Below are 23,351 nucleotides of genomic sequence, written 5' to 3'. Positions count from 1 at the left end.
CTCACGGAGAGCTGTCCATCGATCGCCCGCTATCGCCAAACCGCGTCCGACGGTATCGGCGGAGAACCCCGTCAGCGCGGCGCTGCTGGCGGGCTCGAGGGGCAGCGCACGATCAGGCTAGGCCGATGCTCTCGCTGTACGCGCCGTGTTGTGCCTCGAAGACGGCCATGATCTCGCCCATCGTCGCGTAGGCCGTCACCGCGTCGACGATGTACGGCATCGTATTCTCGCCGCGCTCGCTGGCCTCGCCCAGTGCCTCGAGGGCCTCCTCGACAGCTGCATCGTCCCGGTCGGCTTTCACGTCCTCGAGTCGCCCGAGCTGGCGCTCGGCCGTGGCCTCGTCGATTTTGAGGATGTCGGGACTGGTGTCTTCCTCGAGCGTGTACTCGTTGACGCCGACGACGACCTCCTCGCCCCGCTCGACGCGTTCTTGGTACTCGTAGGAGGCGTCTTGGATCTCTCGGAGGAAGAAGCCGTCCTCGATGCCGGTGAGGATGCCGTCGCGGACCGATCCGTCGCCCATCTCCCGGATTTCCTCGATATATCGCATCGTCCGCTCCTCGATTTCGTTCGTGAGTGACTCGACCGCGAAGGAGCCGCCCATGGGGTCGACGATGTCGGCCGCGCCGGACTCCTCGGCGATGATCTGCTGGGTCCGCAGGGCGACCCTGACCGCCTTCTCGCCGGGCAGCGCCAGCGCCTCGTCGAAGCTGTTGGTGTGCAGCGACTGGGTCCCGCCGAGGACGCCGGCGAGGGCTTGGATCGTCACCCGGGCAACGTTGTTCAGGGGCTGTTGGGCCGTCAGCGATTGGCCCGCCGTCTGGGTGTGGAACTTGAGCCGTTTCGACTCGTCGGCCTCGGCACCGTACCAGTCGTCCATCACCCGGGCGTAGATCCGGCGAGCCGCCCGGAACTTCGCGATCTCCTCGAAAAAGGAGTTGTGGCAATTGAAGAAAAAGGAGAGCCGCGGCGCGAACTCGTCGACCTCGAGCCCTCGATCCATCGCGTCCTCGACGTAGCCGAAGCCGTCCGCGAGGGTAAAGGCGAGTTCTTGGACCGCCGTCGAGCCCGCCTCGCGAATGTGATAGCCTGAGACGGAGATCGGGTGGAACTTCGGCGTCTCGGCGGTGCTGAACTCGAGAACGTCCGTCACGAGATCGAGCGACGGCCCGGGCGGGATGACCCACTCTTTCTGGGCGATGAACTCCTTGAACATGTCGTTCTGCAGAGTTCCGCGCAGCTTCTCGCGTGGAACCCCTCGCTGGTCGGCCAGCGCGACGTACATCGCGTAGATCACTGGCGCGGAGGGATTGATGGTAAACGAGGTCGAGATGTCCGCGAGGTCGATCCCGTTGAAGAGGATCTCCATGTCCCGGAGCGTGTCGACCGCGACGCCCTCCTTGCCGATCTCGCCCTCGCTCATGGGGTCGTCCGAATCCAGTCCCATCAGCGAGGGCATGTCGAAGGCCACCGAAAGCCCGGTCTGGCCCTCGTCGATCAGGTAGTGAAATCGCTCGTTGGTTTCCTCTGCAGTACCGAAGCCGGCGAACTGGCGCATCGTCCACGTCCGTCCGCGGTACATCGTCGGATACGGCCCGCGGGTGTACGGCTCCTCGCCCGGGAAGCCGAGATCCTCGAGATAATCGAGATCAGAGATGTCGTCGGGAGTATAGAGGCGGTCGACCTCGTGGTTCGAAACCGTCGCGAATCGGTCCCGGCGCTCGCCGTGGCGCTCGAGGGTCGGCTCAAGGCGCTCGGCCTCCCACTGCTCGCCGGCCTCCCGGATCTCCTCGAGTTCCTCGTCGTCGTACATGGTCGTAATATTTGCCGACAGCCAATGAAGGTTCGGGGGCGTTCAATCGCCTGCAAACGGGACGGGATCCCCCGTAAGAGTACCTCAGATTCGGCTTCGTTCGCGGGAGACTGTAAGAGAGTCGTCGGCCCAGTCGATGTCGACGAGGCGTTTCGGCGTCCCCGAGAGCCCGTCGCGGCTGACGATTTCGATCGTCCGATTGCGCGCGTCGGGCGTGAACGGCGATGCGGCCATGATCCGCGCCACGTCGGCTCGCGGAATCGATCCCGAGACGGAATCGCCGCCTTCACCCACGAGAACCTCACCGCTCGGCGGGCCGTTCGTGAGTCTTCCGGGGCGAACGATCGTGTATCCGACCCCCGACCGGCGCAGCGAGGTCTCGGCGTCGCGTTTGGCCCGCAACGAGCCCCGGATCACGAGCCGCGCCGGCAGCGACAGCCCCGCCTTCGAGTTTCCGACGCCGATCGCGCTCTCGAAGACGAAATAGGAGACCTCCGCCGCTACGGCGGCGGTGACGAGGTTGATGACGCCGGTCCGGTCGATCAGTTTGCCGCCGGTCGCGTGTCGCAGACATGGCGGCGTCCCGAGCGCACAGTAGACGATGTCACAGCCCTCGACCGCTCGCACCGCGTCGGCCGACTCGAAGAAATCAGCGACGATTACCTCGTCGGCACCGTGTCGCTCGAGCGTGTCCGCGGCCGCGTACGACCGCGTGGTCGCGCGAACGGTCAGCTCGGTCGGTCGCAGAACAGACAGCAGTTCGTGTCCGGTGTCGCCGCTGGCACCGGCGATGAGAACGCGGTCGGGTGTGCGTGATCCAGCCATCGAGCGAGGTACTGCGCCGACACGGAAAACGCTCAGCAGCGGTTGGTCCGACTGACTGTCCGCCCTCGCCGACTATAAGACATAGTCTTGCGGTTCGCCGACCCCCTACTCGTCCCCGTCTCCGTCGCCATCCTCGTCATCCCCGCCGTCGGACTGGAGTCGTTTGGTCGTCTGGACCAACGGATGGCGCGCGTAGTCGACGACCTCGATATCGTCGATCCGCTCGAGGTTCTCCTTCTCGGCGGTTCGGGCCATCCCCAGATCGATCTCGTGATCGATGACGATGACGTAGGCGTCCATCTCGTCGATCGAGAGCTGATCGGCCGCGAGCACGCGGTGGTGGCCGTCTGCCAGCAGCAGTGTGCCGCCGTTGTCGATGACGACCAGCGGCTCGGCGAGCCCGCGCTCGAGTTCGTACCGTCGCCCCTCGAGTTCGTCGGCGTACACTCGGCCCTGCGTCGGGGTGAGTTCAGAGAGCGGGACGGTCCGACGTTCCTCGGTCAGATCGATCTCGTGGATCTGCTCTAAGGTCCGCATCAGTTTGCCCACCTTTTCGGGGGTCGCACGCTCGATCTGGCTGCGGATGACGTCGGCGTTCGAGATGATCCCGACGAGGTTGCCCGCGTCGTCGACGACTGGGAGCTTCTGGATGCCCGAACGGAGGATGACGCGCGCGGCGTCGTTTACCTTCATGTCGGGATGGGCGACCAGCAGATCGGTCGCCATGACCTTGAAAATCGGGTCGTCGTCCTCGGCGAGCAGCAGGTCGCGGGCGCTGATGAACCCTTCCACGCGCCGTCGATCGGTGACGGGAAAGCCGCTGTGTTCCTCGCTCTCGGCGATCCGCGTCGCGACCTCGCCGACGGTTTCGTCGGGCGACACCGTCGCCACGTCTCGCGTCATGTAATCTTTGACCTTGGGCTTCGTCCGGCCCGACACGACCTCCATATCCGGACAGACGGGAGCCGCGCGCAAAAGTACTGTTACTGACGACGGCGCAGTCTACCGCCTTAGCCGCGAGCCCGCTCACGCGGACTCGCCGTCTTCGGGCTCGCCCCGCTGGGTGAACAGCCACTCGCTGGTCTGGGTGTAGGCACCGACCGGGACACCCGGCCGCGTCTCGATCGCCTCGAAAAACCGGTTCGTGATGACCTCCTCGACGACGCTGACGATCGACTCGACTTCCTCTTCGTCGTCGGCGCTACCCAGAATGCCGATCTCGAGTTGCGCGCCGGCCATGTCGGCGTGGCCGCCGGCGCTCCCGATCCGGTCGAACGCGTCCCGAAGAGTTTCCCCTAAATCGACGTCGGCGGCCCGCGACCGCGCCGAGAGATAGACCATCTCGTCGTTAAAGCCGAACACGAGCGTCGTGTCGACGCCCTCCATCGCGAGCAACTGGTCGGCCGCTTGGGGCAGCGCGTCCCGATCGCTGATCCGCCCGACGCTGGCGACGGCGACCGACTCGCGTTGCACCCGATTCTTGATCGCCCGTGCGATCGTTTCGAGGGTCTCGCCCTCGAGGGAGGGTTGTTCGATCTGGCGCAAAAGCGACGTGTCTACGTGGGGCCATAGCCGCGATGCCGCCCGGAAGTCGGCGGGTGACACCTCCCGCGTGAAGTCGTTCGTGTCGACCCGGATGCCGTACAGCAGCGCCGTCGCTATCGCCGGATCGAAGTCGAGGTCGAACCGCTCTATGTACTCGGTCAGGACGGTACTGGTCGCGCCCGCCTGCTGGCGCAGATCGACGAACTCGCCGGGGACCGGCCCGCGGGGCGGGTGGTGGTCGATGACAATATCGACGTGGAGATCGGACGGCAGTTGATCGTTGACGCCGGGCCGGGAGTGATCGACCAGCGCGAACGCCGAGTACTCCGAGATCGGCTCGTCGCGGTCTAAGTTCCGCAGGTCCAGCCCGAGCAGGTTGACCATCGCCCGGTTTTCCTGGTGGGAAATCTCGCCGAAGTAACAGGCGTCGGCGGCAACGCCGACGGACTCGGCGACAGCGACCAGCGCGACCGCGCTCGCGATCGCGTCCGGATCGGGGTTGTCGTGTGCGAGGACCGCCAGTCGGCCGTCGATCCCCGCGAGGTGCTCGCGGAGTTCGATCGCCGCTTCGGCCGACGCGCTCGCCGCGTCGTCGAGGACTTGGTCGGCCATGACGCTCGACGGGTCGACGACGGCATCCGCCACCGCCTCGAACCGGTCGCGGTCCGCCGCCGTCGCGTTCCCGCCGAGATACGCCACGATCGAGGCCTCGGGGAAGCGCTCTCGCGCCGCCTCGAGTGCGGCCCGGTTGATATCGGTGCGGTCGCTCCCGATGAAAATCACGTCCGGCGGATCGATGTTCGAAATCGCGTCGGGGTCGGCCGGATCGGCGCTGCGGGCCGGCACGCTCTCGTCGCGCAGCGTTTCGACGACGCCCTCGTCATCGGTGATCGCGAGCAGTCGGTCGCCGTCGTGCTCGGACAGTCGCTCCGTGACCTGTCGGCAGACGGTCCCGCAGCCGAGCACGAGCCGGAAAACCATTTGTCGCGGCTTGCAACCCCGACGGGTAAAAGCTACCGGGTCGCCGCTCAGGCGACGACGGCGGCGGCCGCCTCGAGGGCGGCGTCGGCGACCGGCCCGAACGCGGGCAAGACGACGACCGTGAGGACGGCCGCGGCGATAATCGCCGCGTAGAGCCCGGTCGGCTGGGCGAGGCGGTCCCGGTCGAGGATCGGCTCCTCGATCCAGAGCGCCTTGACCAGCCGCGAGTAGTAGTACAGCGAGAGCGCGCTGTTGACCACGAGCGCGGCGGCGAGGACCAAGAGGATCGTGTTGTCCGCGGCCGCGTTGATCGTCTCGGTGTAGAGCAGATACTTGCTCCAGAAGCCGCCGAACGGCGGCACTCCGGCGAGGCTGAACATGAACACGGCCATCGCGGCGCAGGCGAAGGGTGCCTGCTCTGAGAGGCCGTTGTAGTCCTCGAAGGTCCGGCCGACGCCCCAGTACTCCGCGAGGGCGACGAACAGGAACGCGCCCGTGTTCATGAAGCCGTAGACCAGCAGGTGCATCATGGCCGCGCCCATGACGAGTTCGCCACCCTCAGCCGAGAGGGCGGCAAGGCCGATCAGCACGTAGCCGGCGTGGCCGATCGAGGAGTAGGCGAGCATCCGCTTGACGTTCTCTTGGGTCGCCGCCGCGAAGTTCCCGACCGTCATCGTGACGATCGCGAGGATGACGAAGGCGAGCGTCCAGTCGACGCCGATAACTTCCGTCGTCGCCGCGACCGGGAACGCCGTCGTGAACACGCGGAACGCGAGCACAAAGCCGGCGGCCTTCGAGGCCGAGGAGAGGAACGCCGAGATCGGCGCGGGCGCGCCCTCGTAAGCCTCGGGGGCCCAGAAATGGAACGGCACGCTCGCGGTCTTGAACGCGATGCCGCCGATCAGCATCAGGATGCCGAGTCCGAGCAGGCCGCCCATCTCGCCAGCGAGATCGAGGTTCGTCGCGATATCCTCGAGTCGCAGGGACCCGGTCGCGCCGTAGACCAGCGAGACGCCGTAGACGAAGATCGCCGAGGACAGCGCCCCGATCAGGAAGTACTTCAGGCCGGCTTCGACGCTGCCGCGGTTGTCCTTGAGGATCGCGACCAAGGCGTACGACGGCAGGCTCGTCAGCTCGAGTGCGATGAAGATCGTCACGAGGCTGTTCGAGGCGGCCATCATCGACATCCCGGTCGCCGCGAGGACGATCAGCGAGTAGTACTCGGCCTGGTAGGTGTGATCCCGCAGGTAGTCGTGGCTCGCGACCGTAACGAGGGCGGTGACGATCGCGATGATGATCATGAAGTACAGCGCGAGCTGATCGACGACGAACTGGCCGCCCATCAGGTCGATGACGCCGTAGTTCTCGATCCCCGTCGCGCCGACGCCGGCGGCGGTAAACCAGACGGCGACGGCGAGCGACGACAGCGAGCCGACGACGGCGACGCTGGCGAGCAGCGTGCGGTTCGTCGAGCGCGGGTTGATGCTATCGAGTAGGAACAACACGAGCGCCGTCCCCGCCAGAAGCAGCGCCGGCGCGAGTGCCATCCACTCCGGAAGCTCGAGAACCGCCATCAGAGGTCACCTCCGTGCTGGATGATCGGGTCGATTGCGTCGGTTATCATGTCGAAGATCAGGTCGGGGGCCACGCCCAGCAGGATGATGAGTCCCAGCAACACGACCATCGGTGCGATGTCGTGGAGTGGCGCACGGCCCACCTCGTAGTCGGTTTCGAGTCGATACGGGCCGAATACCGTCCGCTGGAGCGCAAAGAGCAGGTAGCCCGCGACGATGACGATGCCGAACATCGCCGCCGCGGTAAACAGCGGCGAGTAGTCGAGCAACTCGGAGCCGAAGGCACCGAAGAAGATCGTGAACTCGCCGTAGAACCCGCTCATCAAGGGCAGCCCCATATAGCCGAAGGCACCGGCGATGAGGATGCCGACCGCGATCGGCATCCGATCGGCCAGCCCGGACATGTCGGTGACCATCCGGGTGTGGGTGGCGTTGTAGATGACGCCGACGGCCATGAACATCAGCCCGGAGATCAGGCCGTGAGAGACCATCTGGAAGGTCGCGCCGCCGACCCCGAACTGGGTGTACGCGACCAGTCCGAGGATGACATAGCCCATCGACGAGACCGAGGAGTAGGCGACGATCCGTTTCAAGTCGGTCTGGGCGAGCGCCAGCATCGCGCCGTAGATGACGCTGATAACGGCGATCGCCGCGATCGGGACCGCGTAGGCCTCGACCTGTTCCGGGAACATCGTGAAGTTGAACCGGAGCAGCGCGTAGGTCCCCATCTTCAGCAGGACCCCCGCCAACAGCACCGACGCCGGCGTCGGGGCTTCGACGTGAGCGTCCGGCAGCCACGTGTGGAACGGGACGATGGGCACCTTCACCGCGAACCCGAGGAACATCGCGACGAAGACGACCGATGCGAGCGTCGTCCCCTCGAGCCCGAAGAAGCCTTCGGGGCCGCCGTCGAGCATCGCACCCGCGATTTCGGGTAGCGCAAAGGAGGTGACCGAGTCACCGAGTCCGAAGACGAGCGCGATGAAGGCACCGAACATCACGAGCGACGCCACGTTCGTGTAGACGAAGAACTTGATCGCGGCGTACTTGCGGCGCGGGCCGCCCCAGATCCCGATCAGCAGGTACATCGGGATCAGGACCGCCTCCCAGAAGACGAACCAGAGGAAGAAATCGAGCGCCGAGAAGACACCGATCAGGTTCGCCTCGATGAAGAGGATCAGGCCGTAGAACTGGGACTCGCGCTCGTCGATCGGCGTCCACGAGCTCACGATCGCCAACGTACAGAGGATCGTCGTGAGGACCACCAGCGGCAGGCTGATCCCGTCGAGGCCGACGAACCACGAGATCGAGTACTCGCCGATCTCGATCCACGCGGCTTGGGATTCGAACGCCAGTTCGCCACCGCGCAAGGCGTTGCCGCTGCCGTCGAAGGCGGCGAATAGCCACAGGGATAGCGCCGCCGGCACGAGGCTGATCGCAAAGGCGAGTTTCCCGGCGATTCGGTTCGGCGCGACGAAGGTTACGAGCGCGCCGAGCAGTGCGACCGCGATAAGCGCTTCTATCATCATGCGAACCACCCTCCGATATAGCCGAGGACGAGTAGCAAGCCGATGAACCCGCCCACCAACAGCGCCGCGTAGTTAGTTACGATACCCGTCTGCAGCCGCTTGACCACGTTACTGCCGGACAGGCTGATTCGAGAAGTGCCGTTGACGACCCCGTCGATCACCGTCTGGTCGAACCGATCGGCGGCTCGAGCCACCGGCAGCGTCAGGCCCTCAGCGAGCCAGACCTGGTATTCGTCCTGGTAGTAGTTGTTCTTGAGGACGCCGTACGCGCCGCCGAGTTTCGTCGTGTGTCGCTTCGGCTCGGGGACGTTGTACAGCGTGTGTGCCGCAATCGCGCCGGCCAGTGCGAGCCCGAGGGACAGCCCCGCACCCAGCAGCATGGTTGTCGTCTCGGAGCCGATCACGCCCTCCTCGAAGGCGACCGTCTCGTGGTACTCGTGGTAGGTCAGCCCCTCGAGGTAGCCGTACTCGCCGTCGAGCCAGAACTCGAGGAAGGTGATGTCGACGTGGAGCAGTTCCGCGACGGGCGCGAGGTTCGCGAGGCCCGCGACGGTCGCGAGCGTCCCGAGCGCGATCAGTGGGACCTTAACTGCCCAGCCGACCGCGTGGGGGTCCTCGGCCGTCTCGGACCGGGGTTCGCCGTGGAAGGTCAGGAAGACCATCCGGAAGGTGTAGAACCCGGTGAAGAAGACGGCAATCAGGCCCATCGCGTAGGCCACGAGGAAGATCGGTTGCTCGAGGCCGACGGCCAGCGCGTCGAACAGCACCTCGTCTTTCGACCAGAAACCGGAGAACGGAACGATCCCCGCGAGCGCGAGCGCGCCGGCGAGGAACGTGTAGTAGGTGACGGGCGCTTTGTCTTTGAGCCCGCCCATCTGCCACATGTCCTGTTCGTGGTGCATCAGGATGATGACGGCACCGGCACCGAGGAACAGTAAGGCCTTGAAGAAGGCGTGGTTCATCAGGTGGAAGACCCCGGCGACGTAGCCGCCGACGCCGAGGCCGAGCATCATGTAGCCGTACTGGCTGATCGTCGAGTACGCCAGCACCTGTTTGATGTCGTCTTTAACGACGGCCATCGTTGCGGCAAAGAGCGCGGTGAACCCACCGACGAAGGCGATGATCGCCAGCGCGGTCGGGCTCAGTGCGTAGTAGCCGAACATCCGCGCGACCAGGTAGACCCCGGCTGCGACCATCGTCGCGGCGTGAATCAGCGCGGAGACGGTGGTCGGGCCTTCCATAGCGTCGGGCAGCCACGTGTGGAAGGGGAACTGCGCGGACTTGCCGAGCACGCCGCCGAGGACGAGCAGTCCGGTGATCGTCACCCACGTCTCGGCGTCGAAGCCGAACAGGGTCGTGCCGTCGTCGATCGCCGTCTCGGCGGCGGTGACGAACGACTCCTCGCCGGCGAAGCCGACGGTGCCGAACGTCGCCGCGATGGCGACGACCCCGACCAGGAAGAAGTAGTCACCGAATCGGGTGACGAGGAAGGCCTTCTTCGCGGCCGAAGGGGCCGATTTCGTGCGGAACCAGAACCCGATGAGCAGGTACGAACACAGCCCGACGAGTTCGAAGAACATGAACGCCATCAGCAGGTTGTCCGCGAAGACGAAGGCGAGCATGCTGAACGTAAAGAGGCCGAGTTCGGCGTAGTACCGCGGGAGCCCCGTTTCGCCTTCGGCGTTCATGTAGCCGAGACTGAAGACGTTGACGAGCAGGGCCACGGTCGAAACGATCACCAGCATGAGCGCTGAGAGAGGATCGATCAGGATCCCGAAGGAGAACGAGATCGTCTCGACACCCGTCTCGCTCATCGCCGCGCCGGCCGTCCACTCGTACAGTTCCGTGTGATGTGCGTTGCCGCCCGCGACCGCCGCGAACATCACGAGCGAGACGAGAAGCGACCCCGCCGTCGCGATGATCCCCGGGAGCGCGCCTTTCTTCGGCAGGTGTCTCCCGAACAGCAGCGTGATCACGAACGCCACGAGCGGGAACACTGCGATCGCCGGTGCGAATCCGAACGGTCCTGTTGCTGTTGCTGCCATCTTACCACCTCATCGTCGTCGGTACCGTGACATCGACATCACGGAAGTTACGGTACAGCACCAGAATGATCCCGAGTCCGACCGCAACCTCTGCGGCAGCCAGCGCCATCGTAAACAGCGCGAACAACTGCCCGGTGAGGTTGCCGTGATAGAACGCGAACGCGATCAAGTTGATATTCGCCGCGTTCAGCATTAGCTCGACGGACATCAGGAACAACAGTGCGTTGCGACGCGTCAGCACGCCGAAGAGCCCGATACAGAACACTGCCATCGACAGCAGCACGTAGTACTGCACGTCGACGGTCATCGACTCTCACCACCGGCGTCTGCGGACTGGTCGGGCGTCTCGGCGCTCCCGCCGTCGGCGACGGCCGGCGCTGCACCCTCACTGCTACTCGAGGACTCGCCCGTGCTCGAGAGCGCGGCGACGGGTTCGCCGCCCTCCTCGCGTTTCGCGAGGACGAGCGAGGCGTCGAGTGCGGCGTCGAGTGCGATCGCGACGAGCAAGACGGCGGCGAGGAACGGTTCGGTGCCGCCGATCTGCTGGAGCGAGTCGAAGCCGAACAGCGCGTAGCCGAGTTCGGCCGTGATCGAGACGTCGTCAGGGAAGCCGGCTCCGGCGGCCGCGGTCATCGGCTCGAAGGACGCGTTCAGCGTGATGAGCGCCATCACGGCGAACAGCCCCACCGCGAGTAGCCCCGGAACCAGCGTCTTGCCGAGTCGGAGTTTCGGACCGGTCGTCATGTCTGTACCACCTCGTCTGTGTCGGCGTCGGTCTCGTCGCGCTGGGTCAGCATAACGGCGAACGTGATGAGGACGAGGACCCCGCCGACGTAGACGAGGACCTGCATCATGGCGACGAATTCAGCCGCCAACATCACGTAATGGGCCGCGACGCTGAGCAGCGCCACACCAAGCAGGAGCGCGGAATGCCACGGGTCCTGCATGAGCACGACACCCACCGCGCTGGAAATCGTCACGGCAGCGAACAGCGCGAACGCGATCAGCTCGTAGTTCATGTGTTGTTGATAGTGCCCGTTTGCGGGACGGGCGGACCCGTTACTGGTAGTCGACCTCTCCCTCTCCCTCACCGACCCACGCGCCCCGGTCGGGTTCGCGGGCGGCGAGCGGATCGATGTCTTTGTACCACGGGACGGCTTTCAGCTGCTCTTTGTTGTAGACGAAGTCGTGTTTCGTGTCCGCGGTGAACTCGAAGTTCTCCGTGAGCAGGATGGCATCGACGGGGCAGACCTCCTCGCAGAGCCGGCAGTAAATACACTGCCCGATGTGGAGGTTGTACTGTTCGCCCTGTCGCTGATCGTTCGTGACGATCTGGATCGTGTCGTTCGGACAGACGTTTTCACACTGGCGACACCAGATACACCGCTCCTGACTGAACTTGTGGACGCCGCGGAATCGCGGCGACACGTCGGGTGCGGTCTCCGGGTACTCCACCGTGAAGGTAGAGCCGTCCAGTGCGTGTTTCATCGTCGTTGCCATCGATTTGAGTATCCCGATCATGCTATCAGCCCCACGATTACCGCGGTCAAGATGAGATTGGCGAAGGACAGCACAAGCAGCCCCTTCCAGCCGATCTCGATGAGTTGGTCGATACGAACCCGGGGAACCGCCGAGCGCAGCCACTGCGTCGCGAAGAACACCGCCCAGATCTTGATGATGAACCAGACGATGCCCGGCAGAACGGGCCCGGCGGGTCCGCCGAGGAAGATGGTTGCGATGATCGCCCCGCCGAGGAAGATGTGGAGGAACTCCCCGAGGTAGATCAACACGAAGTAGACCGAGGAGTACTCGGTCTGGTAGCCCGCGACGATTTCGGTCGGTGCTTCGGGCGTGTCGAAGGGGTTGCGGCCGACCTCCGCGAAGTTCGCCACGAGGAAGAGCACGAAGGCGAACGGATTGACCAGCGCGTACCACGATGGGATCGAAATTCCCGCGATCGTGACGAGCGGTTCCGCCTGTGCCGAGACGATCTCTCCCATCTGGAGCGACCCGCTAAAGATCACGATCGACATCCCGGTGATGACCAGCGGGATCTCGTAGGCGACGTTCTGTGCCACCGCACGGAGTCCGCCGAGCAGCGAGTACTTGTTCGCCGACGCGTAGCCGGCCATCACCAGGCCCAGACTCGCGATCCCCGAGACGGCGAAGACGTAGGCCAGCCCGACTTCGGGATCCGCGAGATGGATCCCGCTGCCCATCGGGATGACGGCAAAGCCCAGCAGTGCCGACGATGCGACGACGATCGGTGCGAGGTCGTAGGCCGGTCGATCCGCGTTCTCAGGGACGACCAGTTCCTTCGACAGGAGCCGAACCGCGTCGGCGATAATAATGAACAGTCCGGCCGGTCCGAGCCGGTTGACCGCGATCCGGTCCGTAAACGCGGCCGTGATCTTCCGCTTGGCCCACGGCCCCGCGACGCCGGTCATCGCCAGCATCAGGTTGCCGATGAGGAAGGCAGCGAGGAAGGTCGCGAGCAACTCGCCGCCGAGCCCGAACCCGTCGAGACCGGTTAGCTCGCCGATCCGCTCGGGGAGCAAGACCGTATCCTGCAACGGTACCGCCGGAACGGCCGCGTTTCCGGCGGTCGTGCCTGCGATCTGGCCGGACATACTACCGGTCCACCTCCCCGAGTACGATGTCGAGGCTGCCCAGCGACGCGATCAGGTCCGGGACGTACTCGCCTTCGGACATCTCGGGCAGCGCCGAGAGGTTGTGGAAGCACGGACTCCGGATCTTGAACCGACCCGGCTTGTCGGTGCCGTCCGAACGGATATAGATCCCGAGTTCGCCTTTCGCACCTTCGACGGCGCGGTAGATCTCCGTGTCCGCGTCCGGCTTGAGCGTCCGCGGGACGTTGCTTTGGACCGTGCGCTCGTCCTCGGGCCAGTCCTCAAGCAGATCGAGACACTGCTCGATGATCTTGGCGGATTCCTCGACTTCCTGCATGCGGACGAGGACGCGGCTGTAGTTGTCACAGCCGTCCTCGGTGACGACGTCCCACTCGAGGTTGTCGTAGTAGCCGTAGGGGTCGTCCCGGCGAAGGTCGTAGTCGATGCCGGAGCCCCGTGCGACGGGCCCGGTACAGCCGTACTGTTTGGCGACCTCGGGCTCTAAGATACCGGTGTCGTGGGTCCGGATCTGGAAGATTTCGTTGCCGGTCAGCAGGTCATTGTACTCGTCGACCTTCGCGGGGAGTTCATCGAGGAAATCCCGTGTCTTCTCGATGAACTCCTCGCGGGGTTCGGGCAGGTCCCACGCGACGCCGCCGAGTCGGAAGTAGTTGAACATGAGCCGCTGGCCGGTCAGGTCCTCCAGAATGTCCTGGACGACCTCGCGGTCGCGCATACCATACTGGAAGATGGCGGTGAAGTCGCCGTAAACGTCCAGCGCGAACGTCGCCAGCGCGAGCATGTGCGAAGCGATCCGGCACAGCTCCGCGCCCATCGTCCGGATGACCTGTGCGTACTCGGGGACCTCGATGTCCGCGAGGTCCTCGGCCGTGCGCGCGTAGGCCCATTCGTTCAACAGGCCGGCTGAGACGTAGTCCCAGCGGTCAGGGTAGGGCATGATCTGGTGGCGGTAGGTTCCCTGCTGGCACATTTGCTCCTCGCAGCGGTGCAGGTAGCCGATGTCCGGATCGACGTCGACGACCGTCTCGCCGTCCAAGACCGTCTCGATGTGGAGCACGCCGTGGGTCGCCGGATGGTGGGGACCGATGTTCAGGAACATCGTGTCCGACTCGTCGTCGTGGTGATCCGGCTGGACCGGGTTGGCGTGTTCAGTCAGGGTCACCAGTTGGGGTTTCTCCTGATCGTAGCCCCGCGAGAGCGGGTGTCCTTGCCACGTTTCGGGCAGGAGGATTCGTCGCGGATCAGGGTGGCCCTCGTAGTCGATGCCGACGAGGTCGAAGGCCTCGCGCTCGTGCCAGTCGGCGGTCCGGAAGACCGGTTCGGCGCTCTGGCTGACCGGGTCGTCGGTGGTCGTCGGGACGACGATCGATACCTCTTGGGTGGGATCGTCGTACTTCCGGAGGTGGTAGATCGATTCGTACCGGTCGGCGTACTCCTGTGCCGTGAGGTTCGCGAGGTGATCGAACCCGGCCTCGTCCCGGAGGTCCGTGAGGACCGATTGGACGTCGTCCGGTCGGATGACGAATCCGGGTGCGTTCATGTGATCATCGCGTGCGAGCGCACGATCACCGATCAGCGCCTCGAGGTCGTCTTCCGTGACTTCGATCGGCGGCTGGCCGCCGCGTTCGAGTCCCGTGCTCATGGCGAATCAGCCCAGTTATAGCGCATGACGAGGTCCTCCTCGTCGATGTCGTCCGCGAGCTTCTGGACGAGTTCGTCTTTGGGCAGGTCGCCGAACTCCTCGAGTTCGTACGGTTTGACGACGACGGGTGTCGACTCGCCGTTGCGGATCCGCTCTTGGAGTTTGGCGATGCCGTAGACGAGCGCTTCCGGTCGGGGCGGACAGCCGGGAACGTGGATGTCGATGGGAATGATCTCCTCGGCACCCTTGACGACGTTGTAGCCCTCTTGGAAGGGGCCGCCGGAGATCGTACACGAGCCCATGCCGACGACGAACTTGGGTTCAGGCATCTGGTCGTAGACCCGCTTCATGCGGGGGCCGAACTTGGAGACGATCGTCCCGGGGACGATCATCACGTCGGCCTGTCGCGGCGAGGCCCGCGGGACCCCGGCCCCGAAGCGGTCGAGGTCGTGTTTGATCGCGTACGTGTGCATCATCTCGATGCTGCAACACGCGATCCCGAACTGGAGCATGAACATGGAGTTGCCCCGTACCCAGTTCATGAACTTGTCGAACTTCGTGAGGATAAACGGGGTCGAGCCAAAGGCCTCCCGAAGCTTGGAGTTGAAACGGTCGTCGGCACCCTCACCGATTCGCGAGTCCCGGGTGTCCGTCGACGGTGCGGTGCTATCGTAGATTTGCTGGCGTGGTTGTTCGCTACTCATGATCTGTCCGTTTCCAGCTGACGCGGTGTCTGTGCCCACTGTACTGCACCCGTACGCCACGCCCACGCGAGTCCGACGAGCAGGATGGCGACGAACAGCAACATTGGCCCAAGCGCGCTAACGAGCGAGATTTCGTCCGCCGCGAGCGCATCCTGATAGGCGACCGCCCACGGAAACAAGAGGACGGTCTCGATATCGAAGACGACGAACAGCAGCGCAACCATGTAGTACTGAATATTGAACCGGATGCGCGTCCCGCCGGTCGGAATCTCGCCACTCTCGTAGGTGGCGCGTTTGCTCGTTTCGGGCACGGTGGGTCGCAGGAGATACGATACCGCCATCATCCCGAACGGTATCAGTACTCCGACGAGCGCCAGCGCCCCGATGGCGATCCAATCATTCATCTCGGTAACGTCCGAGGCTTCAAACCGCACGCACATAAGGGTTGATTCTTCATTTTTCGGGGAAGCACGGGCCAAGGCGGGACTTCTGTGGAAACGACTCTCGTGAATAATCACGAGAAACCACCCCCGATCGCGGCGGACACGAACGGAGCGGTAACACGGGATTATCGACGCCCGATATCAGGCGGGAGGAGGGCTGCAAGTACCCGATAGGTTTTGCCGAACCAGTTCGGCGGTGGAGACGGTACTGTAACCGAAATCGGACCGAATCCGTGTCCGGTCGTGTGAGAACACAGAGGTGGCCCACTGCGATCGCAGCAAATCCGAGACGCCGTTAGCCGTTACTGGTCGCGGTCTCGGAACGCCGGCGTGCCGCTGTCGTGCAGTTCTCGAGAGACATCGCCGACGCCGTCGCGCAGATCCTCGTGGTATGCGACCAGTCGGTCACGGACTTCCTCGTGCTGGCGAGCGAGAATCTGGGCCGCCGACAGCGCCGCGTTAAACGACTTGCCAGCGTCGACTGCGACCAGCGGCGCGCCCGTCGGCATGCCGATGACGCTGTCGACGGATTTCTCCTGGACCGGCACGCCGATGACCGGCAGTGGGTACGCGATCGATGCGGTCATGTTCGGAAGATCAGCGGACTTCCCGCCCGCGCCGGCGATGATGACTTCGAGGCCGCGTTCCTCGGCGGTCTCGGCGTAAGCCGTCATTAAGTCGGGGGTGCGATGGGCCGAGGTGACGTAGGTCTCGAACGTGAACTGCGCGTCGGGCGCGCTCTCGTAGTCGGTCTGTTCGGCGAAGCCGAGTTCGTCCACGAAGGCGTCGTACGCGCCGCGGCGCTTGCCGCCGGTCATCATCGTCTCGAGGTCGGAGTCACTGCCCATGACGATCCCTACGTCGGGCGTCTCCTCGGCCGGCTGGTCTTGTGCGGCCTCGTCGTGCAAGCGATCGATCAGGTCGGAAACGCTGTCGCTCATGGGTGACTGTGGTCGGGCAGGCGACTTGAAACGGTGGCAAACGGGACGGACCCGAGCGCCCGTTTCGGCTATTCGTCCGTTCGGAACGTTACGGCGCTCTCGAGGTCGCGCGCACGCTCGAGTAGCTCCTCGACCGGCACGTCCTCGTCGCCCGCCGAGAGCGTCACGTGGCCTAACTTCCGCAGCGGGCGGGCCTGTCGTTTGCCGTACCAGTGGAGGTTTGCGCCGGGCGTCTCGAGGATGCGGTCGATGTCACCGAGTTCGGCCTCGCGTTCCTCGTCGACGTCGCCGAGCAGGTTCGTCATCACGGTCGGCGAGCGGAGGTCCGTCGAGCCGAGCGGCCAGCCCAGCACGGCTCGAGCGTGCTGTTCGAACTGCGAGGACTGCGCACCCTCGATCGTCCAGTGGCCGGAGTTGTGTGGGCGCGGGGCGATTTCGTTGAGGAGAATCTCCCCGTCCGTCGTTTCGAATAGCTCGATTCCGTATACACCCCGTCCCTCCATTACGTCAAGCACGTCACGCGCGACCGCGTGGGCGCGCTCAGTGACGGCCTCGCTCGAGCGCGCGGGAACGATCGTTTCGCGGAGTATCTCGTCTTCGTGGACGTTCTCGCCGATGGGGAAGGTCGCGGTCTCGTCATCATCGCGAGGAGTATCCTCGCGATTCGCCGAACTTCGTTCGGCGGCACCCTTGACCGCGATAACCGAGATCTCGCGCTCGAAGTCGACGAAGGACTCGACCATCGCGGGGCCGGCGACAGACTCGAGGGCATCTTCGGCGTCGGTCTTCGATTCGACCGGAACGTTGCCGCGCCCGTCGTAGCCGCCGGTGCGCGCTTTGAGCATCACCGGCGCGCCGTAGTCGTCGATGGCCGCGCGGATGTCGTCGGCGTCCTCGACGCCGCGAAACGGCGGCACCGGAACGCCGGCAGCCTCGAGTTCCCGCTTCTGGACGAGCTTGTCGTGAATCGTCTCGAGCGTCGACGGCTTCGGATGGACCGGCGTCCCCGAGTCCTCGCTGACGCGCTCCATCACGTCCTGATCGGCGAGTTCGATTTCGAACGTGAGCACGTCGGCGCGGGCGGCGAGTTCGCGGATCCCTGCCTCGTCGTCGAACTCGGCGACGATCTGGTCGCGAGCCACGAGCGCCGCCGGGCAGTCCGGTGTCGGATCGAGCACGACCACTTCGATTCCCAGCGGTGCGGCCGCCTCGGCGAGCATCCGCCCGAGCTGTCCCCCGCCGACCACGCCGATCGTTGGTCCCGGCGTCCGTAGCGTCGTCATTGCGCGCCGGTTGACGGCGGTTACGCTTAAGAATTGGTAATCGGTGACCGGAACCGACGACCGGCATCGCTTCGGTACTTCCGCCCTCGGTTTCCCCGGTTTCCGGACGACGCGAGCGCGGCTGACGTAGCCCGGTGTGCGGACGACGTTTCACCGCTCAGGTCGGACGTCACTCCCGTTCGTGGACATCGAGGACCTTCCCGGCAGCGATTGTCTGGCCCATGTCGCGGATGGCGAAGCTCCCGAGTTCTGGGATCTCGCTCGACGGCTCGATGCTGAGTGGCTTTTGCGGTCGGATGGTGACCACGGCGGCGTCGCCCGACTGGATGAAGTCGGGATTCTCCTCGTCGACCTCGCCGCTCGAGGGATCCATCTTCCTGTCGATGGACTCGATCGTACAGGCGACCTGGGCCGTGTGTGCGTGAAAGACTGGCGTGTAACCGGCCGTGATCACGGACGGGTGTTGCATGACGACGATCTGGGCCTGGAACGTCTCGGCGACGCTCGGTGGATCGTCGGCCGGGCCGCAGACGTCGCCGCGGCGGATGTCGTCCTTGCCGAGGCCGCGGACGTTGAATCCGACGTTGTCGCCGGGCGCGGCCTGTGGCACCTCTTCATGGTGCATCTCGATCGTCTTGACCTCGCCGGCCACGTCGCTGGGCTGGAAGGAGACGCTGTCGCCGATATTCATGATACCGGTCTCGATACGGCCGACCGGGACGGTACCGATACCCGAGATCGTGTAGACGTCCTGAATTGGGACTCGAAGCGGCGCGTCCGTCGGTGGCTGGGGCTCGGGAAGGTTGTTCAGCGCCTCGAGCAGGATCTCGCCGTCGTACCAGTCCGTGTTCTCGGAGTGTTCCGCGACGTTGTCGCCCTCGAACGCCGATACCGGGATGAACGAGGCGTCCTCGGTATCGAACCGGACCTGATTGAGTAGCTGGGTGACCTCGTCGACGACCTCCCTGTAGGTCTCCTCCGAGTAGTCGACGATGTCCATCTTGTTGACGGCGACGATGAGTTCGTCGATACCGAGGGTGCGAGCCAGGAAGACGTGTTCCTGGGTCTGGGGTGCGACACCGTCGTCAGCGGCGACGACGAGGACGGCGTGATCGGCCTGGCTCGCCCCGGTGATCATGTTCTTGACGAAGTCCCGGTGGCCGGGCGTATCCACGATGGTGAAGTCGTACTCGTCGGTGTCGAACTCCTGGTGAGCGATGTCGATGGTGACGCCCCGCTCTCGCTCTTCTGCGAGGTTGTCCATGACGTAGGCGAACTCGAAGCCGCCTTTCCCCTTCTCTTCCGCTTCCTCGCGGTGCTGTTCGATGACGTGCTCCGGCACGCTCCCCGTCTCGTAGAGGAGGCGTCCCACGAGCGTGCTCTTCCCGTGATCGACGTGACCGATGATGGCCAGGTTCTGGTGTGGGTTGTCTTTGCTCATGGTGAGTGGCTGTAAACGGGTATACGGTGGACACGCTGGTAAACTCTTATCTGGCATCTCCTAGACAGTCCGACGAACCGGTACAACCGGCGCGAGGTATCCGAGCCGGGCTCCGTCGTCCATCGAGAACGGTACCTCTTTTACCTGCCCACCCTACCGCTCGCGTATGACCACGCTCGGATTGGTGGTCGCGGAATTCAACCGTCCGATCACCGAGCAGATGGAGCAGGAAGCGCTCGAGGCGGCCACCGCCGCGGGCGCGGAGGTGTCCGAGACGGTCCGCGTTCCGGGGGCGTACGACGCGCCGCTGGCGGCGGACCGACTCGCACGCCGCGACGATGTCGACGCCGTGGCCGTCATCGGGACCGTCATCACCGGTGATACGGACCACGATCAGGTGATCACCGACGCCACCGCCCAACGGCTCTCCGACGTGAGTCTCGAGCGCGACACGCCCGTGACACTCGGCGTCACCGGCCCCGGCATGTCCGCCGCCGAAGCACGCGAGCGCGTCGAAAACGCGGCAAAGGCCGTCGACGGCGCGCTCGATCTCGTCGACGAACTACCCGACCCCAGTCCCGCCCCCGATTCCGACTAGATCCACAATGACGATGGAATTCACCGATCGCGTCAGCCGAGTCGAACCGTCCGCAACGCTTGCAATCTCTGCACTCGCCACCGAACTCGAGGCCGAGGGCGCAGACGTCGTCGACCTCTCCGTCGGCGAACCCGACTTCCCGACGCCGGAGAACATCGTCGACGCGGGCCAGAACGCGATGGACGCCGGCCACACCGGCTACACCACCTCCGCAGGCATCCTCGAACTCCGCGAGGCCATCGCCGACAAACTCGCCGACGACGGCCTCGATCACAGCACGGACGAGATCATCGTTACACCCGGCGCGAAGCAGGCACTGTACGAGATCATCCAGGCACTCATCCAAGACGGCGACGAGGTCGCCTTGCTCGACCCCGCGTGGGTCTCCTACGAGGCCATGGTCAAGATGGCCGGCGGCGATCTGACCCGCGTCGATCTCTCGGCGACCGACTTCCAACTCGAGCCCGCGCTCGACGACCTCGAGGCCGCAGTATCGGACGAGACCGAACTGCTGATCGTCAACTCGCCATCGAACCCCACCGGCGCGGTCTACTCCGACGCCGCGCTCGAGGGCGTCCGCGATCTGGCCGTCGAACACGACATCACCGTCATCTCCGACGAGATCTACAAGGAGATTACCTACGGCGTCGAACCCACGAGCCTCGGCACGCTCGATGGCATGGCCGACCGCACCGTCACCGTCAACGGCTTCTCGAAGGCCTACTCGATGACCGGCTGGCGGCTGGGCTACTTCGCCGGCCCCGAGGAACTGATCGACCAGGCCGGCAAGCTCCACAGCCACTCCGTCTCCTCGGCGGTCAACTTCGTCCAGCACGCCGGTCTCGAGGCCCTCGAGACCGAAGCCGCCGTCACCGAGATGGTCGAGGCCTTCGAACAGCGCCGCGATCTGGTCGTCGACCTGCTCGCCGACTACGACGTCGACGTCGCCATCCCCGAAGGCGCGTTCTACATGATGCTTCCCGTCGACGACGACGATCAGGCGTGGTGCGAGGGCGCGATCGAGGACGCCCACGTCGCGACCGTCCCCGGCAGCGCGTTCGGCACGCCCGGCTACGCCCGAATCTCGTATGCGGCGAGCGAGGAGCGACTCGAGGAAGGGATCGAACGACTGGCCGAAGAAGGCTACCTGTAGTCGGTCTCTCGCAGGGATTCGCTTTCGCGATCGCTCTCGAGCGTCTTCGTTACCGGCTCCGCGTGGCTGCTGAGCGCAGTCTCTCGTCGCCCTGGTGGGCGGCCTCGAGTTTATATACGAGAGCGGGACCAGCAACCGCATGGACTGTCCGACGTGTGGCAAATCGCTCTCGACGGAGCAGGGCATGCGACAACACCATACCAAAGTCCACGGCGATTCGCTGCCGAATCGCACCTGCAGCGGGTGTGGCACCGAGTTCTACGACCCGAAGGCGCGCCTCGAGTTCTGTGACGAGTGCAACCCGAACGGCGGAGCGCACAACGGGAACTGGAATGGTGGGAAGGAGACTGCATCGTGTACGTGCTGTGGCGCTCAGTTCGAATACTATCCGTCGGACAAACGGGGCGTTTACTGCTCCGACTGCATCAAGGATGCGCAGGGATTGTTGCCCGATAATCCGTCAACAAAAGAGGAACGGGTCGTCGTCGACTGTGCGGCCTGCGGTACCGAACTCGAGGTGCGCCCGGCGAGACTCGAAACGCAGGAACGGGGATTCTTCTGTACGCTCGACTGCTACGGCGACTGGCTGTCGGAGCACGTCGTCGGGCCGGCCCACCACCAGTGGGAAGGCGGCCCGATCGACTACGGCCGCACGTGGTGGCGAATTCGGCGACAAGCCCTTGAGCGAGACGAGTACGAGTGTCAACACTGCGGGGCGGAGAAAGCGGACCTCGGTCGGAATCCGGACGTCCATCACCTACGTCCCGTTCGCTCGTTTGACGACCCCGAGGCGGCCCATACGATGGCAAACGTCGTTACGCTCTGTCGGCCCTGTCATCGACGCGCCGAGGACGGACGGATAGCCGTTTCTCCTCGCGACGAAAAGTAACACTATTGTGCCGCCGTCCGCTATCTCGAAGCGCGAAGTCCCGTGGTGTAGTGGCCAATCATATGGGCCTTTGGACGTGTCCGGTTCATGCCGTCACGGAAGTGAGCCCATGACGGCGGTTCGAATCCGCCCGGGACTATTTTTACGGTAGCGCACCACTATGGCCCAAATTTCGTTGGTACAGCGATATCAAAGGGCAAGTAACTTCGACTCTCTGTGAGTCGAATCCGTCCGAAACTCTCGTAGCAAGTTCTCATCGCGGATCAGACGAAACGTCACAATTCCACAACCTCGAGACGTGGACCCACAGCCAGTATCGACCACGGCTCCCAGTCGCCGGGAATGTGAGGCAGTCTTAGGAGCGCGCTCGAGCAAGCAGTCGTATGGCGCTCTCGTCCGACCGGCAGTCACGATTGCAGCGGCCGCCGTCGACGGTTACCGACCGGGAGGGGCGAACGGTGACGGTCAGTGCGTACGCGGGCGACGCCGACCCGCTGGTGGAGATGTACGCCCACTTCGACGACGAATCGCGGTCCCAGGGGCTGCCACCGCGAGGGGAGTCCCGACAACGTGAGTGGCTCGAGGGGCTCCTCGAGGACGGGCAGAACGTCGTCGTTTGGCATCGAGATGACGTGGTCGGGCACGCGGTGTTGATTCCCTATGACGACACGGCGGAGTTGGCGATTTTCGTCAGACCGGACTATCAGTTGGCGGGGATCGGAACGGAACTCATTCGGTGCTTGCTCGGTCACGGGCAGGACCATGGGCTGGGTCACGTCTGGCTGACCGTCGCTCGAACCAATCGCATCGCGATGAACCTCTACCGGTCGGCCGGGTTCGAAACGACGGCGCACAAACGCGGCGAACACGAGATGGAACGGGACCTGTAATTCCCGGACTCATTGGGGGCGCACCCGTTCGGGTGGCTCGACACGCTTCGAAACCAAACTGGCTGGGGTCCGACTCGTGTGCCGTTCTCGAGGACAGTGTCGACTGTCATTGACCCATCAACCAGTATCGGGGTTCGTCTCGGTTGCGCGGCGGCGGTCCGAACTCTCGAGTTCGCTCCTGAGGCGTGAATGGAATCGTATCGCGACGACCGGCCCGAGAACCGACGGTACTGGTCTGGGTGACCGAACACGGGTGGTCAATCAGTCCGGATCACTGTCTCGAGCCCGCCGTATCGTCGTCCCCCTCGATTGTCAGATTCGCGGTATTCAGGTCTCAGTAGCCGGTTTAACGCATAGATAATGAAGTGTTCCGTCTCACTTGAGGCGGATAGAGACGTGGTGCA

At 64.5% G+C, this 23,351-nt stretch carries 22 protein-coding genes and 1 tRNA gene; 5 read left to right on the top strand and 18 right to left on the bottom strand.

The genetic code is table 11. The features are described from left to right. Nucleotides 1-112 precede the first annotated feature (112 nt). The 18 genes from ACJYUO_RS03205 to tuf form a co-directional block, all read right to left on the bottom strand. Complete coding sequence (locus ACJYUO_RS03205) at nucleotides 113-1,813, bottom strand: methylmalonyl-CoA mutase family protein (RefSeq protein WP_494343962.1); 1,701 nt, start codon at nucleotides 1,811-1,813, stop codon at nucleotides 113-115. Nucleotides 1,814-1,897: 84 nt separating this feature from the next. Further along, nucleotides 1,898-2,638 (bottom strand): SDR family oxidoreductase, encoded by a 741-nt coding sequence (locus tag ACJYUO_RS03200; protein WP_494343961.1) that lies wholly within the window; start codon nucleotides 2,636-2,638, stop codon nucleotides 1,898-1,900. Nucleotides 2,639-2,743: 105 nt separating this feature from the next. After that, nucleotides 2,744-3,586, bottom strand: a complete 843-nt coding sequence (locus ACJYUO_RS03195; protein ID WP_494343960.1) for a CBS domain-containing protein — start codon at nucleotides 3,584-3,586, stop codon at nucleotides 2,744-2,746. Nucleotides 3,587-3,664: 78 nt separating this feature from the next. Continuing rightward, entirely contained in the window at nucleotides 3,665-5,164 is a 1,500-nt protein-coding gene (locus tag ACJYUO_RS03190; protein ID WP_494343959.1) for a DHH family phosphoesterase, read from the bottom strand. A gap of 47 nt (nucleotides 5,165-5,211) precedes the next feature. Beyond that, nucleotides 5,212-6,738 (bottom strand): NADH-quinone oxidoreductase subunit N, encoded by a 1,527-nt coding sequence (locus ACJYUO_RS03185; RefSeq protein WP_494343958.1) that lies wholly within the window; start codon nucleotides 6,736-6,738, stop codon nucleotides 5,212-5,214. Then, a complete protein-coding gene (locus ACJYUO_RS03180) occupies nucleotides 6,738-8,267 on the bottom strand; it encodes a complex I subunit 4 family protein (protein WP_494343957.1) in 1,530 nt (509 codons plus the stop codon). Before ACJYUO_RS03180 ends, ACJYUO_RS03185 begins: the two co-directional genes overlap by 1 nt. Beyond that, nucleotides 8,264-10,312 (bottom strand): NADH-quinone oxidoreductase subunit L, encoded by a 2,049-nt coding sequence (nuoL, locus tag ACJYUO_RS03175; protein WP_494343956.1) that lies wholly within the window; start codon nucleotides 10,310-10,312, stop codon nucleotides 8,264-8,266. Before nuoL ends, ACJYUO_RS03180 begins: the two co-directional genes overlap by 4 nt. 1 nt (nucleotide 10,313) lies before the next feature. Next, complete coding sequence (gene nuoK / locus ACJYUO_RS03170) at nucleotides 10,314-10,619, bottom strand: NADH-quinone oxidoreductase subunit NuoK (protein WP_006181260.1); 306 nt, start codon at nucleotides 10,617-10,619, stop codon at nucleotides 10,314-10,316. Continuing rightward, nucleotides 10,616-11,056, bottom strand: coding sequence for a hypothetical protein (locus ACJYUO_RS03165; RefSeq protein WP_494343955.1), 441 nt, complete (start codon nucleotides 11,054-11,056; stop codon nucleotides 10,616-10,618). The genes nuoK and ACJYUO_RS03165 overlap by 4 nt, the downstream gene beginning before the upstream one ends. Next, the gene (locus tag ACJYUO_RS03160) at nucleotides 11,053-11,331 is read right to left on the bottom strand and encodes an NADH-quinone oxidoreductase subunit J (RefSeq protein ID WP_494343954.1); all 279 of its coding nucleotides are present in this window, start codon (nucleotides 11,329-11,331) and stop codon (nucleotides 11,053-11,055) included. The genes ACJYUO_RS03165 and ACJYUO_RS03160 overlap by 4 nt, the downstream gene beginning before the upstream one ends. A 40-nt stretch (nucleotides 11,332-11,371) precedes the next feature. Beyond that, nucleotides 11,372-11,833: a NuoI/complex I 23 kDa subunit family protein gene (locus ACJYUO_RS03155; protein ID WP_180840971.1), complete on the bottom strand. Its 462-nt coding sequence runs from the start codon at nucleotides 11,831-11,833 to the stop codon at nucleotides 11,372-11,374. Next, nucleotides 11,830-12,942, bottom strand: a complete 1,113-nt coding sequence (locus ACJYUO_RS03150; protein ID WP_494343953.1) for a complex I subunit 1/NuoH family protein — start codon at nucleotides 12,940-12,942, stop codon at nucleotides 11,830-11,832. Before ACJYUO_RS03150 ends, ACJYUO_RS03155 begins: the two co-directional genes overlap by 4 nt. A 1-nt stretch (nucleotide 12,943) precedes the next feature. Further along, the gene (locus tag ACJYUO_RS03145) at nucleotides 12,944-14,605 is read right to left on the bottom strand and encodes an NADH-quinone oxidoreductase subunit D (protein WP_494343952.1); all 1,662 of its coding nucleotides are present in this window, start codon (nucleotides 14,603-14,605) and stop codon (nucleotides 12,944-12,946) included. Next, the gene (locus ACJYUO_RS03140; protein WP_007108027.1) at nucleotides 14,602-15,309 is read right to left on the bottom strand and encodes an NADH-quinone oxidoreductase subunit B; all 708 of its coding nucleotides are present in this window, start codon (nucleotides 15,307-15,309) and stop codon (nucleotides 14,602-14,604) included. Before ACJYUO_RS03140 ends, ACJYUO_RS03145 begins: the two co-directional genes overlap by 4 nt. After that, entirely contained in the window at nucleotides 15,306-15,713 is a 408-nt protein-coding gene (locus tag ACJYUO_RS03135) for an NADH-quinone oxidoreductase subunit A (RefSeq protein WP_494343951.1), read from the bottom strand. The genes ACJYUO_RS03140 and ACJYUO_RS03135 overlap by 4 nt, the downstream gene beginning before the upstream one ends. Before the next feature lie 341 nt (nucleotides 15,714-16,054). Beyond that, on the bottom strand, nucleotides 16,055-16,693 hold the full coding sequence (purE, locus tag ACJYUO_RS03130; RefSeq protein ID WP_494343950.1) for a 5-(carboxyamino)imidazole ribonucleotide mutase: 639 nt from the start codon (nucleotides 16,691-16,693) through the stop codon (nucleotides 16,055-16,057). Nucleotides 16,694-16,761: 68 nt separating this feature from the next. Then, nucleotides 16,762-17,976: a 5-(carboxyamino)imidazole ribonucleotide synthase gene (purK, locus tag ACJYUO_RS03125; protein ID WP_494343949.1), complete on the bottom strand. Its 1,215-nt coding sequence runs from the start codon at nucleotides 17,974-17,976 to the stop codon at nucleotides 16,762-16,764. A gap of 169 nt (nucleotides 17,977-18,145) precedes the next feature. Then, on the bottom strand, nucleotides 18,146-19,417 hold the full coding sequence (tuf, locus tag ACJYUO_RS03120; protein ID WP_494343948.1) for a translation elongation factor EF-1 subunit alpha: 1,272 nt from the start codon (nucleotides 19,415-19,417) through the stop codon (nucleotides 18,146-18,148). A 166-nt stretch (nucleotides 19,418-19,583) separates the two neighbouring features. On the opposite strand from tuf, the gene ribH reads away from it, so the two are divergent. The 5 genes from ribH (at nucleotide 19,584) to ACJYUO_RS03095 (ending at nucleotide 22,947) form a co-directional block, all read left to right on the top strand. Beyond that, nucleotides 19,584-20,015 (top strand): 6,7-dimethyl-8-ribityllumazine synthase, encoded by a 432-nt coding sequence (gene ribH, locus ACJYUO_RS03115; RefSeq protein WP_494343947.1) that lies wholly within the window; start codon nucleotides 19,584-19,586, stop codon nucleotides 20,013-20,015. 7 nt (nucleotides 20,016-20,022) lie between these two features. Then, entirely contained in the window at nucleotides 20,023-21,168 is a 1,146-nt protein-coding gene (locus tag ACJYUO_RS03110; protein ID WP_494343946.1) for a pyridoxal phosphate-dependent aminotransferase, read from the top strand. A gap of 139 nt (nucleotides 21,169-21,307) precedes the next feature. Then, nucleotides 21,308-22,057, top strand: coding sequence for an HNH endonuclease (locus ACJYUO_RS03105; RefSeq protein WP_494343945.1), 750 nt, complete (start codon nucleotides 21,308-21,310; stop codon nucleotides 22,055-22,057). A gap of 36 nt (nucleotides 22,058-22,093) precedes the next feature. Continuing rightward, nucleotides 22,094-22,196: transfer RNA gene (locus tag ACJYUO_RS03100), tRNA-Gln, on the top strand. A 244-nt stretch (nucleotides 22,197-22,440) separates the two neighbouring features. Then, nucleotides 22,441-22,947, top strand: a complete 507-nt coding sequence (locus ACJYUO_RS03095; protein WP_494343944.1) for a GNAT family N-acetyltransferase — start codon at nucleotides 22,441-22,443, stop codon at nucleotides 22,945-22,947. The last annotated feature ends 404 nt before the right edge of the window (nucleotides 22,948-23,351 follow it).

This window comes from Natrinema sp. CRL1 (genome assembly GCF_059162405.1).
The sequence above is the reverse complement of the archived record's forward strand: the minus strand, read 5'-3'. Positions and strand labels throughout refer to the sequence as shown.